The following is a 15,331-nucleotide window of genomic DNA, read 5'->3' on the forward strand; positions in this document are numbered from 1 at the left end:
GATTTGCAAGGTATGTCTGATAATTGATAGACGGTGCTAGCAGGTGATCCTGAACGGCGCGGTGGTGGTCCAGGAACGTCGAGAACTGGCTTACTGGAAGGGATCAAGTAGTGCATGTGGATCACCGCCTGACGATGCTGTTTATCAGGACGAGGACTGGAACGATTTCGAGCCGCCCCATCCACATCTGGAGGATGAACAGACTCTCCGCGATGACCGGCATTTCCGGCCCGGTGAGTCCGGCGGAGAGGCCGACGGTCCCCTGTGCGGTCGCCACCTCGAAAATCGCGTCCGCGAGCGTGAACTCCGACGGCAGAACCGTCAAGAGCACGAACAGCGAGGCGGTTAACAGGAGCAGATAGATGAACGCGAAGGTCGCCGCAGCCCGAATCTCGTCGTTCGCTTCGTCAACTGTGAACGTCCGCTGGCCGATTCGGAGATCCTGGATCGCGTGTCGTGGGAGGAACACGCGAGAAACCTCCCAGCGGAGTCCACGACCGATGATGTAGCCACGAATAATCTTGATCCCTCCGACCGTCGCACCAGCGCACCCACCGATCAGCATCGCTCCGAGGACGATGGACATGACCGCTCCGTCGTTCCAATTGCCGATGGCAGACGTCTGCCATCCGGTGGTCGTCTGTGCACTGATGAACTGGAACAGGCCGTCGCGGAACGCCTGACTCGTCGCTACTCGTCCGATGTACCCTATTGGGTCACCGTCGTATGGAACACCGACCCACCGGGCGAGAAACGCCGTCAAGACGACGACACCGACGGCGAACATCCCGAATAGCATCCGAACCTGAGGATTACGAGTAAAGTCTCGAATATTTCGCTCGGAGAGGACTCCCCAGTAGACGGGAATCGAGATCGCTCCCGTAACCATCGCAGGAATATGAATGAGTTCCATCGCATAGGAGTTGTAACCCGCAATGGAATCATCGAGCGTACTGAATCCGCCGGTAGACTGGCCGGTCATCGCGTGATTGATCGCGTCGAAGAGCGTGTTTTCGATGCCGTATCCGGGTTGGACGAGGAACGTTGCCACCACGAGATACACCGCCACAGCTGCGGTCACCCCGACGTAAACCTTCCAGATCGCTCGTGCGGTCCCGACGATGCTGGGGCGGAGTTTCTCGCTCCGTCCCTCCGACTGATACAGTGAAATCCCCGCCGTCCCGTGGGGCTGTCGAAGGATCGCCAGGGACAGGACGATCATTCCTGCACCGCCGATCCACTGCATCTGCGAGCGGTACCAGAGGAAGCCGTGTCCGACCGACGGCTCTCGGACGCTCATCGTCAGTCCCGTTGTGGTATACCCGCTCATGCTCTCGAAGAACGCGTGCAGCGGATTCCGGAAGTACAGGAGACTCGAGTGGTAGTTCGATCCAGCGGGAACGAAGGACTCGAGGACCACCGGTGGTGTAATGTAGGCCGCGATGACGAACGGGAGCGCGCCGAAGAACGCTGTCACGGCCCAGCCGAGCGCCGCGACGATCATGGCATGATGTCGTTGCGGTTCGGGGGCGTCTTCGCTCAGTTTGTACGCGCCTCCACCGACGAGTACAGTGATTCCTGCTGCGATCAGAAACGCAAGTGCAGTGTACCATTCTTGGTAGAGGAATGCGACGAGCATCGGGACGAGCATTGAGCTGCCGATGAGAACCTGAAGAGCGCCAACGTCTCTGAAGATCGTTTTCGTAGCTGTCGCAAAGGTGAACCGCCGACCTGCCGATATCGTAGCTGCTTCGTAATCAGACATCGTTGAAACTGTTACAGAACTCTTCGGGAATCGATTCTAGATCCGCGTTGCCGTGACCTTCGTACTGTCCGAATACGTCGGTAACTTTGGCCATCGCCCCGGTTTCCGAGTAGACGGTCAGCCGGTCACCCGAGCGAATGCGAGTAGTGCCTCGGGGGGTGATCGGTTCGCCCTCACCATCGCGTTCGATCGCGACGATGAGAACATCACCGCCGAGCAAACCGGTGTCGCCCGCCTCGTGAAGGGTCCGATCAGCGATCGGTGCGTCAGGGCCGACATCGATCTCAAACACTTCTGGACGGTCACCGATACGCATGTAGTCAACGATCGTCGGACGCTTCACGGCTCGATAGAGGTATTCGGCGATGAGGCGCTGCGGATTCTCTATGGTATTGACGCCGATCCGCTCGAAGATCCCCATATGTTGAGGGTTATGAACGACCGAAACGACGCCGGGAACCTCCAACCCGGCAGCGAGCAAGCACACCATGATGTTCGTCGCGTCTCGATCGGTGGTAGAGATCAACGCGTCCGCACGGTTACCCCCCGCGTCGATCAGCGATGATTTCGTCGTCGCATCGGTATTGAGAACCAGACAGTCGTACTCGCTCGTGATCGTACTCGCCCGCTGGTCGTCGCGCTCGATCACGACGACTTCGTTGCCCGAGCGAGTGTCGATGTCGATGAGCGGCGTTCCGATGCCTCCCGCTCCGACGATGATGACATGCATTTCAGTGATTCACCTCCGCTCCGTCGTGAACAGCGATGACCGGCAGTTCTGCCTCAGTCACAAGCCGGAGCGCTTTATCACCAGCGAGTAACTGCACGATGCGGTTGCCACCTCGAGGTCGGAACGCGATGGCATCGACCTCCAGTTCGACCGCGAGTTCGTTGATCGCCTTGACAACATCCGTGGCGTACGTTATTTCCGTCTCGACATTGGGAACGATTTCTCGGAAGGCAGCGAAGGAGTCTTCCGCTCTCGACCGCGCCTGTTCGAGCGGTATCTTATCGGGTACGCCGCCACCTTTCTCGACGACGTGAACGACTGTGATCCGGTTATACGGACACTCTTCGAGGGCGGTCGCGGTCGCTCGAGCATCCTCCGCGTTGGCGACCGGGACGACGAGATGAGCCGTGAGGAAGTGACTCATTAAATCACGCACCCTCGTTATCGTGAGATATCCCCTCACCGCGGTACTCACACTCGACAGTGGATTGCTTCGGAACGTCTCCCAGGAACGTCCAGTGGAGCGTTTCTTCACCGTCCAGTTGCTTCTCACGCCTGACGCTGTAGATGGAGAGCGGTTGTGTGGATTGCTCAGAACTCTTCTGGGATGGCGGATACTTCCGGACGAGGGTATCTGTTCCACAGTTCTCGATATCGATGATCTCACCCTTCGCCTCCGAACGGATCATTTCTCGGAGAGAAGGTCGAAGATCGTCGAGTCGCTGTTCAGCGTACTTACGAACCGCGCGAAGAGTTGGTGCGTCCAACTCGTTGAGGATCTCAAGGAGTCTATCCGGAGGCTCCTGATCATCTGTCGGTATGCTCATCACTCTCCGATCCGCAACGTATCGATAAATAATTTCCGCATATTTCTTCTAATCGTTTGTGTATAGACCATACATATTCTAATCGTTCGATCCAATATATCACTTCGTACAGACAGTAGAACGCCGTTTCACCGCCATACGTTAGCTACTTGATAGAGTTTATCGACATGGAAATGATCGATAAAGTCGAGAATATTAAAGGAAGATTGGGAACCAATTCTCGAATATAAGAATGAATGAAGGAATCGATGGAACCGACGAGCGAATTCTCTAAAGAGAAGGAATACTTCTGCCCGTACGCACAGTTTGGTCCAAAGGATGAGGAGGCGACATCACCCGTCACAGGTGTCGCAGGGCTGGCTGGTGCCGCCGACGTAGTCGAAGTAATCGTGAAGGACGATGCGCCTATCGCTGGCAAAACACTCAAAAAGGCAAATGGAGAAGGTCTGATCGCGTCCGGCATACTGCACGTCCGAACTGAACGAACTCGACGCGGACGTAACCGACGGACCCATCGAAGACGCCTTCCCCACTCACCTCAACGAAGAAGACATCACCGACTCCCTCATCGTCCACGATGGTGAGACTTTCGGCTTCGTCACGCTCTGCGAGGGTCACATCTTACCCGGAAATACTCGCAGTACCTCCATATCGTGAATCTCGCTATCGACGGGGGTGAGCAGAATCAAGGCCACGGGGCGGCGGTCGTCGAAGTATGAAAGAACTCGCTCGCGAGGGTGTGACGACCTCAAATCGCCCTGCGGATGACAGATTAAGGGCGCACGCCGGTTCTACCGCAACGCGGACTTGCAACCTAGGCAAGCCGACTACGTACAGCCGCTAGAGTAAGTAGAAGTACGCCGGTCTATCTGGTCGCTCCAAACACCGATAAAATCTGGCCATGTATTAGTTAGTGCTCACGATCTTGATCACGTCGCCTTCCTCGAGTTCGTACTCCTCGCCGATCTCGCGGTTCGATTTCGCGTTCACGGCGTGGAGGTAGCCGTCGCCGATGTCGGAGTGGACGCTGTAGGCGAGGTCGACCGGGGTCGACCCGTCGGGCAGCAGGAAGGCGTCGGGCAAGACGTTGCCGCTGCCGTCGGACCACTTCGAGGCGTCCTCGACCGGATAGGCGGTGAGGTGCTCGAGGAGGTCGTACACAGCGTGATCGAGCGCCGCCTGTACGCCAGTGCCGCCCCACTCGGCCATAGTGTCCGCGAGGTCCTCAAGGGCCCCACGCTGGGCGTCGTTGACGCCGTCCCCGATCGCGATCGTCTCGTCGCCGGGATCGTACTCGATGAGATCGTTGTCGGCGGCCCGGCGCAGGGCGAGTTCGCCTTCCGCGGTCGTCGGGATCACCGGTTTATCGAGGTCGAGCAGGCGTTCGACGTTCTCCGCGGGTGCAACGTCGATCTTGTTCGCCGCGACGACGATCGGCTTGGTTCGCTGTCGGACATCACGGGCCAGCGCTTCGCGGTGTTCGTCCTCCCACTGGATCGGGTCATCGGGATAGTCGAGATCCCGAAGGGTCATCGCGATCTGTTTGGGCGACGCGCCAAAGCCCGAGAGCATGTCCGCGAGCGCGTCGTCGATGTCGAAATCGGGCGAGCGGGACTTGCGCTCGACGGATTCCCAGTTGCGCTCGACGATGCCGGCAAGCCAGAGGTCCATCTCCTCCTCGATGAAGTCGATGTCCGCGAGCGGGTCGTGGTCGCCGATGTCGACGGGTTCGCCCTTCTCGTTGGTGCCACCGGAGGCGTCGACGACGTTGACGATCACGTCCGCGTTCGTCAGTTCGTCGAGGAACTGATTGCCCAGCCCCTTCCCCTCGTGAGCGCCGGGGACGAGTCCAGCCACGTCCAGCAGTTCGATCGGCACGTAGCGCTTGCCGTCCTCGCAGTTCTCGGCGTTACAGCGCTCCTCGCGCTCGAGACAGGGACACGTGGTCCGAACGTAGCTCACCCCGCGGTTGGCGTCGATCGTCGTGAAGGGGTAGTTGGCGACGTCTACCTCCGCCATCGTCGCCGCCGTGTAGAACGTGGACTTGCCGGCGTTCGGTTTCCCGGCAAGTGCGATCGAAAGCATGCTCTGGCGTAGCGCCGTCGACAGGAATTGTCTTTCGATTCGACCGGTGCCGATCGCCGCGAGCGACGCGGTCGCAACGAGGGAACGGTCCTGAGACTGGCGAGCGCGCGTCTGCAACCCGACGAATCGAACCGAGAAGGAGCTACAGTTCGACGGCCATCATCACCTCATCGACGTAGTGGCCGTTGAGTTTGTAGTGGTCCTCGCGGACCGCTTCGGTTTCCCAGCCGTGTTCCTCGAGGAACGTGATCGCCTCCTCGTTTGTCGACGGCACGCTCTGGTAGACCTTCTCGTAGCCGTTCGAGCCGGCCCACTCGAGGCCCCGCGAGAGGAGGTGTGAACCCACGCCGTGGCCACGGTAGTCCTCCAAGACCCCGACTGTGAGTTCGGCGGTGTGGCTCAGCTTCTCTACCTCCGGGGCGTGGAGGTGAACCCAGCCGACGACGTCGTCTTCGACCGTGGCGACGAAGAACATCCGCGACTGGAGTTCGTTGTGTCGGAGCAGGGCCTCCTCGTGGTCGATCTCGTCGGCGACGGTCTCGGCCTCGATGTAGGTCTTCTCTTCGGCAACCTGTCTGATCGCACCGACGATCCCGGTCAGGTCTTCCTGTCGGGCCGGTCGAATGTGGAACTCGAGGTCCGCGGAGACGTATTCCTCCGCGGCACCCGCGTCGATCGTTACCCTGAGCGTCCCGCCGTCCGCCTCGATTCGGCCATCCCGCTTGAGGATCGCGACGTGATGGCGGAATCCGCTCGGATCGAGTCCGAGTCGTGCTCGCGTCTCGTCGGGGTCGACCGCACCGTGTCGCTCGACGTACTCGTAGATCTCTCTGCGGTCCGCATGACCGAACTCGAGTGTATTGGTCGATGCCATGGCACGCGCTACCACTCGACAATACTTAATGCTTGGCCGAGCGACACCCGTGGGCTGTGCTCCGCGGAGCGGATGAGGGGTCGGTCAGAACACGACGGGGCGGAGGTCCGACTGAAAGCGGCGCTTCGATGGGCCTGACTGAAGACGACAACTAGTACAGGCGGGGGGACTTCTCCCGGAGGGGCATCCACTCGATACGTGAGATGAGTGGTGCCCCGGTCGCCGGCGGCTCCGCCCATCGGCTCCTCGAGCGGTCCGCCGATCCGACCACGGCAGTCACTTCCCGCGCCGACTGACGGTCGTCGTCTGGCTCCCGTGTTCGAGTGTTGTGATCGACTTCTCGCGGACGGATCGCGGCCGCCGTCGGGAGACTACCGGCGAACGATGGTCGACCACGCGTGTGCGACCGTGACGGCGGTCACCGCGGCGAGTACGATCCCCGCGCCGGCGAGGCCGGCGATCGGAACGATCCCCGCCCCGATACCACAGATCAGCAGCCAACAGAGACCGACTGTCGCCGCGTATCGCTGTGGCCACCGGTCGGGCGAACCCGTCTTCCGCGGGGGCTCGAGATACGAGTCCAACTGCGAGAGCCGCGGGGTCGCTTCGACCCGTCCCCGATCCTTGTCGTAGTCGACGATCCCGTGGTTGTCGAGTTTCGGCAAATGCGACTGATACAACGAGATGTAGACCCGCTGGCGTTCGTCGGAACTCAGGTTCTCGACCGCCGTGTCCTGCTCCCAGGCGGCGACCTGTTCGGCGAGTTCGCGCAACCGAACCGGTCCGTCCGCCCCGCGGAGGTATCGGAGGACGTCCCGACGCCGTTTCGTCTGGAGGAGGTGGTAGACATCGTCCAACGATAGGTCCGACGGAGTCCCCTGCTCGACCGCTCGAGCGGCCTCGTCGATGGCTCCCGTTGGGCTTCGTCCGATCACTTCTCTCTCGAGGTCGTGTATTTCAGCGTAACAGATAAAACCACGGACCTGTATCTGAGTTGAAAATAACTCGTTCGAGTCGAACGGGGACCGGGTCGCGAGACGACCCAGCAGCCGTCCGGTAGTGTCGCAGCCACACAGCCACGAGCGACCGCGACTCCGGATGTGAGCACGGGTGATCCACCGGCGCTTACGGCACGCTCGGTGCGCCGGTCGGTCGGCACCACGCCGACATCTAATTATCGTCATGTGCAGTAATAAGGCTATTCATTGGCTCAAATGCAGCCACTTTGGCGAGTAGATGCACCATATATAGCTAAAACAGCGGTAGAATAGGATAGACAGCCACTGAGTTCGGTCGGTGTCTGACGGTCCCCGAGGCACCGACGGTCTGCTACCGCGTCTCAGAGGTCGATTTCCATCGGTGCGCTGCGATCGGACAGTTCCGCACTGACGAGGGCAGCGTGACTCCGACGCAGCCGCTCCGACAGCGCCTGGTGTGAGATGTCTAGTTCCGCCGCCAACTCCTTGAGGGTCACTCCCCGCGGCACGTCGAAGTAGCCGAGTTCGTGGGCTTTGCAAATCGTCTCGTACTGCGTTTCCGTCAGGGGTGTCTGTGCACTCGCGAGGTCGTCGATCCCACTGATCCGGGTGACATCGGCTCCGAACTCGTACTGCTCGAGGAGGTCGTGACACGCCGATACCGACTCTCGGTCGTGAAAGAGTAGTTTCACCATCCATCGCTCCTCCCGTCCCCGGGCCGTCAGGATCGCGCCGTCGTTTTCCGTGACGATTTGCTCGAACAGTTTCACGCCCTCCCCGAACTCGAGTCGGAACAGCCAGCGATCGTTCAAGCCAGTAGCCGTCCCGGTATCGGTCGTGGCCTTCCCGCCGTCGTCGGCAACGCTCGCGATCACGTCGACCGACGGGTCCGACTCGAGCGCTCGCCGAACGGTCTCTCGATCGCCGCCGGTCGCCCAGACGAGCGGTGGGGAGCCACCGATCATGCCGCCGATCTGGAATTCGAACGCCGACACGCGATCGAACGTGCGGGCGAGTCCGAGCCGATCAGCCGAAATCCCGAGTTCGACGACTGTGGTCATCACCGGACTCAACCACAAAGACGTATAGACGGATTTGGTTACCGGTAGCCTTTCCCGCAACCCAATCCCAGTGACTGTCATTTCACCCCACTGATCACCGCTGCTAATCAATCGGGAAAGACGCGGTCGTCAGACACTCTCTGAAGAAAGTCACGAACCCGTCTCATCTCATCCTTTCGAAATTTGTCGGTAGAATATACTATCACGAGCCGATAGGATAACGGTGACAGTGAACGGCCGTCGTCACACGTCGGCGTTCTCATTCCCTGCAATCGTCGGCCACGTACAAGTGAGACCGGACACTTTTTCCGATAGGCCACACATTGGAAACTGGCCGCTAGGGAATGCACGGCGCTCGGCATCACTTGCCGTTTTGCCACCGACCGTTATCCGCCCGATAGCGTCGGTACCGACGTTTCTGTCCTCATATCGCCGTCACTCGGATCGCCTGTGGATCGCCAGTCGAAGTTGCCCGCGTCATCGATCGAGAACGGTGAGCCGCTCGGACCTCCCGATGCTGACAACGGTGGACACGAACAGGGTCGATCGGACCGTGTTCGGCGGTCGTTCGATCGCATTAACGCCGGAGGCGGGCGACGTGTTCTCCGTCCGCGTCGCGCTCGAGGTCGACCAGTCCGTCCGACTCGAGGTCGGTCAGCAGCTCCGTAAGCCAGTCACGGCCGTACTCGCCGCCGGGCACGTAGTCGACGCGGATGCGGTGACCGAGCGCGTCGAGTTCGAGTTCGTCGTACTCCCGAAGCGTGCCGATCACGCGGCCACGGAACTGCCGGCGGCTTCCCTCGAAACTCGGCTGTGTAGGCACGTCGGGGGCGGTAAAGTCGCCGGTCTGGTAGGCGTGACACCACTCCCGCCAGGGACAGCCGGCCTCGTCACAACGGGGTGTCTGCTCGCAGGCGACGCCGCCCAGTTCCATGATCGCGTTGTTCCAGACCCGCGACCGGCCCTCGGGCATGAGGTCGTTGGCAGCGTCCTCGAAGGTCGCGTCGTCGTCGGGAACGTCGAACGCCCGGTAGAGCACGCGTTTGACGTTCGTATCCACGACGGCGTCGCCGTCGTTGAACGCGAAACTCGCCACCGCGTTGGCCGTGTACGGGCCGACACCCATCAGTTCCTGTAGCTCCTCGGGCGTCTCGGGGAAGTCGCCGCCGTATTCGGCTTCGACCTGTTGGGCGGCCTCGTGGAGGTACTTCGCCCGATTGTTGTACCCCAGGCTGTGGTCCGTCCAGAATCCCACGACATCGGCACGGTCGGCGTCGGCGAGGTCGGCGGTGGTCGGCCAGTGCTCGAGGAATTCCGTCCAGGCCTCGACCACGCGGCCGAGTTGGGTCTGCTGGCTCATCACCTCGCTGACGAGGATTTCGTAGGGATCGTCCGTCCGTCGCCACGGGAACTCGCGATGGTCGGCCTCGTACCACTCGATCAGGGCCTCGCGAACGGCCCTCGGGTCGTCGGGCAGGGTCCACTCGTCGGCCGGTGCCTCGGCGTCACTCATCGGTCCCGCTAGCGACTGGGACGCCTTACTGGTGGCGGTCCCGAACGAGTGACCTGCCGGGTCGGCATCGCCGATGCGACGACCACGAAAAGCCTATCCGGCCCGCTCGAGTCCCCTCCCGTATGAGCCTCGACGATCTCACGGCTGAAGTCACGGACTCGTACAGCGACATCGGCGACGACCTCACCGTCTCGCTGGACCGCGAAACGCGCAACGAACTCGCCCTGCTCGAGACGGCCTTAGAGCCCGAGGAAACCGACGAACTCGTCCGGCGGGCGATCCACATGCTCTTTCAGTCGACCGTCGACACCGGGAAACTGGACTTTCAGCTCCGGTCGGCCTACGACGTGACCTACGACGAGTACCTCTCGGGAATGACCTTCGAGGAGATGACCGGTGCCGACCAGTATCCGTCGATGGACGACGAGCGACGCTACCAGTTTTAATTCGGTCGCGGCGACCACTTCCCGTCGTGTCAGCGCCCGGGTCACTCGCCCCCGGAGAAGTGTGAGAGCCGTCGTTCCGGGGCGAGAGACTGCCGCACGTTCTGGGCTAACTAGATGATTTCACGGGCATAATCGGTGAGCGTATTAGCGCTCGGCCCCTCGTGTTACATATGGCAATCAATCAAAATTCACTCGGATCCGAATTCCATTGTCCCGAATGCTCGGGCTCGCTGTCGATCCGACACGAGTCGCTCGTCTGCGACGGCTGTGGATACACGCCGCGTCACGGCGCTGACTGACGGGGGTTCGACTCCTCGAGACGGTCGTCCAGTCCCAGTGGAAAACGATTTTTCGCCGACGCGACGTTCGCTCGAGTCGCGTCAGTCGTCGATCGGGGCCGCACTCGAGAGCGCTTCGTCGATGTCGGCCTCGGCCATCTTCTCGACCAGGGCGTCGATGACCTCCTCGCGTTTGCCGGTCACGAACTTGATCGAGCCGACGACGAGGTGGCCGCCACCGGAGACGCCGCCGCCAGCGATTTCGGCCTCGAGTTCGGAGACCATGTTCGGAATGTCCAGTCGCACGCCGTCGCTCCGAAGCACGGCGAAGTCGGGGCCGTAGCCGACCGTGATGACCGGATCACCGGTTTCCTCGATCTTCCGGTCGTGGATCTCGCCGGTGGTCTTCCCCGGCGCGGGGTAGGTAAAGCGGTGCGCGTAGTTCTCGACGTCGATCCGGTAGAGGTGGGCCCCGTTCTCGAGCGTCTCGTGCTCTAAGTGGGGCATCGCGGCGTCGAGTTGCTCGTCGACTTCCTCGCGGCCGCGGTCGGCGAAGAACTCGACGAGTTCGCGGTGGCGCTGTTCGTCGTCGCTGTCGACCTGGAGCAGGTCCTGAATGAGTTGGTCGCCGGAGTTGTAGCGCAGCCAGAAGGCGGCGTAATCCAGCGCCTCGCTGACGTCCTGCAGGCGGTCCTCGTCGTAGCCTTCCGCGGCGGCCAACTCGAGGTAGTCGTCCATCGCGTCGGCCTTCGAGCGGTCCGAGAGGCCCGCGACGGCGGGGATGTGACGGAGTTCCTCGCCGAGGTCGGGGTAGATCATCCGCGCGAGTTCGACACAGAGCATCCCCGTAGTGATCCGGTAGTCCTCGTCGTGGAGGTACGGGTTGACGTGGGCATCGAGCAGGTCGCCGACCGCGTCCGGATCGGGGTGATGGTGGTCAACGGCGACGATCGGGATATCGTAGTGGGCCAGCGTCTCGTAGGCCGGCACGTCCTCGGCCGTCGACCCGTTGTCGAGCATCAGCAATAGCGGCAGTTGCTGGCCGTGCTTCTCGCGGTCCTCGAGCGCGAAGTTCAGGTCCCGCGTGGCGTCTTCCATCTCGTAGAAGGGCGCTTTCGCCGGCAGCCGCTTGATGAGGTGACGCGGCGCGTTTTCGTCTTCGTGAACGTCGGCGATGAATCGCTGGAGCGCGATCTGAACGGGGACGGCGGCACACATCCCGTCGCCGTCGGCGTGGTGGCGTACGCGGATCGGACGGCCCTCGAGCACCGTCCGCCGGAGCAGTTGCGCGACTTCCTCCAAGTTCGGCCGCAGCTTTTCGAACGCCGGCCAGTCGATCAGGGGCTCGACGTCATGGGGTTCGGCACGCTCCTCGAGGGCGTCCTCGAGTCGCTCGCGGGCCGCGTCGGCGTCCTCGCCCTCGAGTTTCGAGAGGCCATCGACCTCGATCTGGACCGAGCCCTCGCGGTGTTCCGGCGTCCCGGTGACACGAACGATGTCACCGACTTCGATCGCGGGGTAGGCCCGGACGCCGGCCTCCTCGAAGGCGGCACAGGGGACGACGCCCTGCTCGTCGGCGACGTGGAAGATCGTCGGGCCGCCGGTCTGTTTGACCTGTGTGACCGTTCCTTCGAGGTGGATCTGTTCGCCGATGGTGCTCTCGAGGCGGTGGGTGCCGGTCAGCGAGTAGTCGTGGCCGACAGTGTCGACCGTATAGTCGTCGATATCGACGGGTTCAAAGGCCATGTCGCCGTTCTCGCGGACAGTCTCGAGTTCGACGACGAGTTCGTCGCCGACGGCGAACGTGCCCTCGAGAACGGATTCGTGGACGAGACCGGAAACGGAGTCGGAGAGATCGACGAAGACGCCGTAGTCGACGATACCGTTGATCTCGGCGAGATAGGGGCGGCCGTGCTCGACATCGTCGGCGGTACAATCGGAAGCGAGATCGTAGACGACGGAATCCCCGTCGTCTGCGCCGGGTTCCCCGGCGGAGTCACGCGTCATCTTGGTTCGCTGTTTGAGGTGGTCGCGTATAACCCTTGTCAAGAAGCGATGGGGCTCGAGGGAGTCGATCACCGGCTCGTACGGTCGGGCTCCGCGGATCGATGCTCGCGGAGTAGCGGGGTCTCACTCGGGGGGAGACAGGGCCCAAAGCGTTCCCGCACTGGTCTGGGCGAACGCCTGGTTGCCGGCGGCACCGAGCCCGAAGCCGCTGGTCGGAAGTGACGTCTCTGGCCGAGCGAAGAACGACGCGCCGTCGGTCCACGTTACGGTTCCGTCGCCCGTCCCGACGACGAACGTCGCCGTCGTCGATGCTGCTCGAGTAACGGGTGCGTCGAACCGCATTTCGTACCGTTCGCTCCCGTCTTCCGCCGAGAGTTCGTACACCGTTCCGAACGTGTCCGACGGGGCGTCGTCCGTCGACTCTGCGACGAGCAGCGACGAATCGGTCGCGTGGACCCCCGTGATCTCGGCACCGCGACCGAACGGCGTCCGCCACCGATCGGAACCGTCCGCCGCGTCGAGTGCGACGACATCTCCGCCACCGCCGACGTAGATCGTGTCGTCGATCGGTACCGGACCGACGGTGGTTGCCTCCCACTGTGTCGGTCGCCAACTCCACGAGGCGGTCCCGTCGGTGGGGGAGATCGCAACTACTCCATCCCCGTCACCGAAATAGACCGCGTGGTCGTCGGCCGCCAACTGGTCGTCCGGGGCGGCGACGACGGTAAAATCCGTTTCGGGGACGTGGGACTGTTCCCCTCGAACCGATCCGTCGGCGGTCTCGAGCGCGGCGAGACCGCCGTTTGCAGCGTATAGCGTTCCGTTCGATACGGCCATCGCCGACGAGAGATTGGATACCATCTGCCGCCACCGTCGTGACCCCGTCCGGGCGTCGAAAGCGGAGATCCGTGACTGCCCCGAATCCCGTTTTTCGCCGACGTACACGGTGCCGTCAGCGGCGACGAGACCGGTCGGTCGTCCGAGGTCGCGGTCCCACTGCTGCGTTCCCGTTTCCGTATCGAACGCGACCAGCTGCCCGTTTTCGAGACGACCGTCGCGGCTGCCACCCGCAGCGACGATTCCCTCGGTAGTCACTGGTGACGCGAGGCCACCCAGCTCGGGGACCGAGGCCGACCAGTCAGCTCCGTCCGGCTCACGAAACCAGGGCACCGATACACAGCCGGCGATCCCGAACGAGACGATGCCGACGCCAGCAGCGAGAACCGAGCGGCGGGAAGATATCGATCGATAGTAGCCGGGAAGCGTGAATATGTCTTTTGAATGAACATACACGAGTGGAACTGGCTCGACCTGTCAGCGGTCTCGAGCGGAACTGAACACGTTCGAATCGTGCACCCGGTCCGCTGTCGCAGACCAGTCGACCGCGCAGCGTTCGAGACAACCGGTGCATCGGAACGTTTAGCAACCGCAAGGCCGCACGTGGGGATATGGGGCTGTTCGACGCGCTGTTTCGCTCGAGCGAGATCCTCGGCATCGCCGAGGAGACCCTCGAGTTCGCCCTCGAGTCCTCCGAGGAGACCCACCCGAACGAGTACATGGGGTTTCTCCGGGGGACAGAGGCCGATCGCCTGGGGCTGGACCGGGATGGCCTGGTCATCACGGACGTGCTCGTGGTCCCCGGGACCGAGACCAACAGCGTCAGCGCGACCGTCAAGACGAACCAGATTCCGAACGACGTGAAGGCGCTGGGGAGTATCCACTCCCACCCCAACGGGGTGATCAGGCCCAGCAACGCGGATCTGGATACGTTCGGCCGCGGGAGCGTCCACGTCATCATCGGCGCGCCCTACCGCCGGACCGACTGGAAGGCGTTCGATTCGAAGGGCCAGCCGACCACGTTGAACGTGATCGATGTCGACCTGCCCGATACCGAGGACTTCTTCGATTTCACGCAGGCGGATATCGACGAGGAACTGCGACGATGAGATGCGCTATGCTCGAGACGATGCCATCAGTGACTACCGGACCGACGACGACGGGATCGACGCGGCAACCGCCGGCGACAACAGTGGAGGATGACGGATGACACGGACCGTCATCGCCCAGGGCACTTTCGACATCCTCCACCCCGGCCACGTCCACTATCTCGAGGAGGCCGCGGCGATGGGCGACGAACTGTCGGTCATCGTCGCCCGCAAGGCCAACGTCGATCACAAGGAGACGCCGATCTGTCCGGCGACGCAGCGCCGCGACGTCGTCGGCGCGCTCGCGGCCGTCGACGAGGCCCTGCTCGGTCACGAGGAGGACATCTTCGTTCCCATCGAGGAGATCGATCCCGACGTGATCGCGCTCGGTCACGACCAGCACCACGACGACGAGGCCATCGCGGCCGAACTCGAGCGACGGGGGATCGACTGCGAGGTCCGCCGGGCGAGCGGCCGCGAAACCGACGACGAGCAACTGCTCTCGACGCGACTGATCATCGAGCGCATCCTCGAGCGGCGAGGGGACTGACACACGGTGTGGCCCACGGCTCGTCGCGCTCGCGTCGACTCGCCGACGCCACGGTGATGGGGGACGCGATTAGTTCTCGAGGACGGCCGTCGGCGGCGGCAGCCGAAGCGAATCGACCGTATGCCCTGTCTCGACGAAGTGCTCGATCGCTTTCTCCGACACTTCCTTTTCGGTGTAGCCGTCAGCAGTACTGATCCGCCAGTCACACTCGAGGCAGTACTTACACATCCGTTGCTCTATCCGAGAGTGGGTCACAAAGGCGGGAAAGACTCGTGCAGGAAATCGAAGGGAGT

Annotated in this window: 15 protein-coding genes and 1 pseudogene; 4 read left to right on the forward strand and 12 right to left on the reverse strand. The window is 62.2% G+C overall.

The features are described from left to right. Positions 1-121 precede the first annotated feature (121 nt). The 4 genes from C486_RS03185 to C486_RS03200 form a co-directional block, all read right to left on the reverse strand. A complete protein-coding gene (locus C486_RS03185) occupies positions 122-1,639 on the reverse strand; it encodes a TrkH family potassium uptake protein (protein WP_049910101.1) in 1,518 nt (505 codons plus the stop codon). Between the two features lie 118 nt (positions 1,640-1,757). After that, entirely contained in the window at positions 1,758-2,495 is a 738-nt protein-coding gene (locus C486_RS03190) for a potassium channel family protein (RefSeq protein WP_008452981.1), read from the reverse strand. Between the two features lies 1 nt (position 2,496). Then, a complete protein-coding gene (locus tag C486_RS03195; protein ID WP_008452982.1) occupies positions 2,497-2,919 on the reverse strand; it encodes a universal stress protein in 423 nt (140 codons plus the stop codon). 4 nt (positions 2,920-2,923) lie between these two features. Next, entirely contained in the window at positions 2,924-3,322 is a 399-nt protein-coding gene (locus C486_RS03200; RefSeq protein ID WP_049910077.1) for a hypothetical protein, read from the reverse strand. Positions 3,323-3,600: 278 nt separating this feature from the next. Here C486_RS03200 and C486_RS22755 point away from each other — a divergent pair. Further along, positions 3,601-3,807: pseudogene (locus tag C486_RS22755) on the forward strand (AsnC family transcriptional regulator); the annotation flags it as partial. A gap of 421 nt (positions 3,808-4,228) precedes the next feature. Here C486_RS22755 and C486_RS03210 read toward each other — a convergent pair. The 5 genes from C486_RS03210 to C486_RS03230 form a co-directional block, all read right to left on the reverse strand. Then, the gene (locus C486_RS03210; protein WP_008452988.1) at positions 4,229-5,407 is read right to left on the reverse strand and encodes a redox-regulated ATPase YchF; all 1,179 of its coding nucleotides are present in this window, start codon (positions 5,405-5,407) and stop codon (positions 4,229-4,231) included. 142 nt (positions 5,408-5,549) lie between these two features. Next, the gene (locus tag C486_RS03215) at positions 5,550-6,281 is read right to left on the reverse strand and encodes a GNAT family N-acetyltransferase (protein WP_008452991.1); all 732 of its coding nucleotides are present in this window, start codon (positions 6,279-6,281) and stop codon (positions 5,550-5,552) included. Positions 6,282-6,652: 371 nt separating this feature from the next. After that, positions 6,653-7,216: a DUF7344 domain-containing protein gene (locus tag C486_RS03220; protein ID WP_008452993.1), complete on the reverse strand. Its 564-nt coding sequence runs from the start codon at positions 7,214-7,216 to the stop codon at positions 6,653-6,655. A gap of 404 nt (positions 7,217-7,620) precedes the next feature. After that, the gene (locus tag C486_RS03225) at positions 7,621-8,319 is read right to left on the reverse strand and encodes a helix-turn-helix domain-containing protein (protein ID WP_008452995.1); all 699 of its coding nucleotides are present in this window, start codon (positions 8,317-8,319) and stop codon (positions 7,621-7,623) included. A gap of 577 nt (positions 8,320-8,896) precedes the next feature. Further along, entirely contained in the window at positions 8,897-9,832 is a 936-nt protein-coding gene (locus tag C486_RS03230; protein WP_008452997.1) for an A/G-specific adenine glycosylase, read from the reverse strand. A gap of 122 nt (positions 9,833-9,954) precedes the next feature. Here C486_RS03230 and C486_RS03235 point away from each other — a divergent pair, with 122 nt between their 5' ends. Then, positions 9,955-10,278, forward strand: coding sequence for a hypothetical protein (locus tag C486_RS03235; protein ID WP_008452998.1), 324 nt, complete (start codon positions 9,955-9,957; stop codon positions 10,276-10,278). A gap of 380 nt (positions 10,279-10,658) precedes the next feature. Here C486_RS03235 and C486_RS03240 read toward each other — a convergent pair whose 3' ends face one another. Both C486_RS03240 and C486_RS03245 read right to left on the reverse strand, forming a co-directional pair. Then, positions 10,659-12,563 carry a DHH family phosphoesterase gene (locus C486_RS03240; RefSeq protein WP_008453004.1) on the reverse strand — a complete coding sequence of 635 codons (1,905 nt, stop codon included), beginning with the start codon at positions 12,561-12,563 and terminating at the stop codon, positions 10,659-10,661. Between the two features lie 123 nt (positions 12,564-12,686). Further along, positions 12,687-13,856 (reverse strand): outer membrane protein assembly factor BamB family protein, encoded by a 1,170-nt coding sequence (locus tag C486_RS03245; RefSeq protein ID WP_008453005.1) that lies wholly within the window; start codon positions 13,854-13,856, stop codon positions 12,687-12,689. A gap of 155 nt (positions 13,857-14,011) precedes the next feature. On the opposite strand from C486_RS03245, the gene C486_RS03250 reads away from it, so the two are divergent. Together C486_RS03250 and C486_RS03255 are read left to right on the forward strand one after the other, a co-directional pair. Next, a complete protein-coding gene (locus C486_RS03250) occupies positions 14,012-14,509 on the forward strand; it encodes a Mov34/MPN/PAD-1 family protein (RefSeq protein WP_006184590.1) in 498 nt (165 codons plus the stop codon). A gap of 97 nt (positions 14,510-14,606) precedes the next feature. Next, on the forward strand, positions 14,607-15,038 hold the full coding sequence (locus tag C486_RS03255) for an adenylyltransferase/cytidyltransferase family protein (protein WP_007109358.1): 432 nt from the start codon (positions 14,607-14,609) through the stop codon (positions 15,036-15,038). Positions 15,039-15,107: 69 nt separating this feature from the next. Here C486_RS03255 and C486_RS21530 read toward each other — a convergent pair whose 3' ends face one another. Continuing rightward, positions 15,108-15,266, reverse strand: coding sequence for a hypothetical protein (locus C486_RS21530; RefSeq protein WP_008453015.1), 159 nt, complete (start codon positions 15,264-15,266; stop codon positions 15,108-15,110). Positions 15,267-15,331 lie beyond the last annotated feature (65 nt).

This window comes from Natrinema gari JCM 14663 (assembly GCF_000337175.1).
GTDB lineage: Archaea > Halobacteriota > Halobacteria > Halobacteriales > Natrialbaceae > Natrinema > Natrinema gari.